Genomic DNA, 373 nt, shown 5'->3' on the forward strand with positions numbered 1-373 from the left:
CAACTACACCGTCAACGCGGACGCGAGCGCCACCATCGGCAGCATCGAGGCGAAGGCGCTGACGGCCTCGCTGACGGGCGGCGTGGCCAAGACCTATGACGGCACGACGGCGGCGATGCTGACGGGTGGCAACTATGCCCTCGCCGGTATGGTTGCGGGCGACGCCGTCGCCTTGAACAATCCCATCAGCGGCAGCTACGACACCAAGAATGTCGGCACCGCGAAAACCGTGAGCGTCGGCAACCTGGCGCTGACCGGCGGCGACGCCAGTAACTACACCGTCAACACCAGCGCGAGCGCGGCGATCGGCAACATCGCGGCGAAGGCACTGACGGCGTCGCTGACGGGCGGCGTGGCGAAGACCTATGACGGT

1 protein-coding gene is annotated in these 373 nt (G+C 67.0%); it reads left to right on the top strand.

All coding sequences use genetic code 11. The annotated features are described in order from the left end of the window. The coding region (locus tag L8H00_RS18685; protein WP_242098866.1) for a YDG domain-containing protein at window positions 1–373 on the top strand (373 nt) is incomplete at both ends.

The sequence above is a fragment of the Sphingomonas sp. CROZ-RG-20F-R02-07 genome (assembly GCF_022662335.1).
In the GTDB taxonomy this organism is placed as follows: Bacteria; Pseudomonadota; Alphaproteobacteria; order Sphingomonadales; family Sphingomonadaceae; genus Sphingomonas.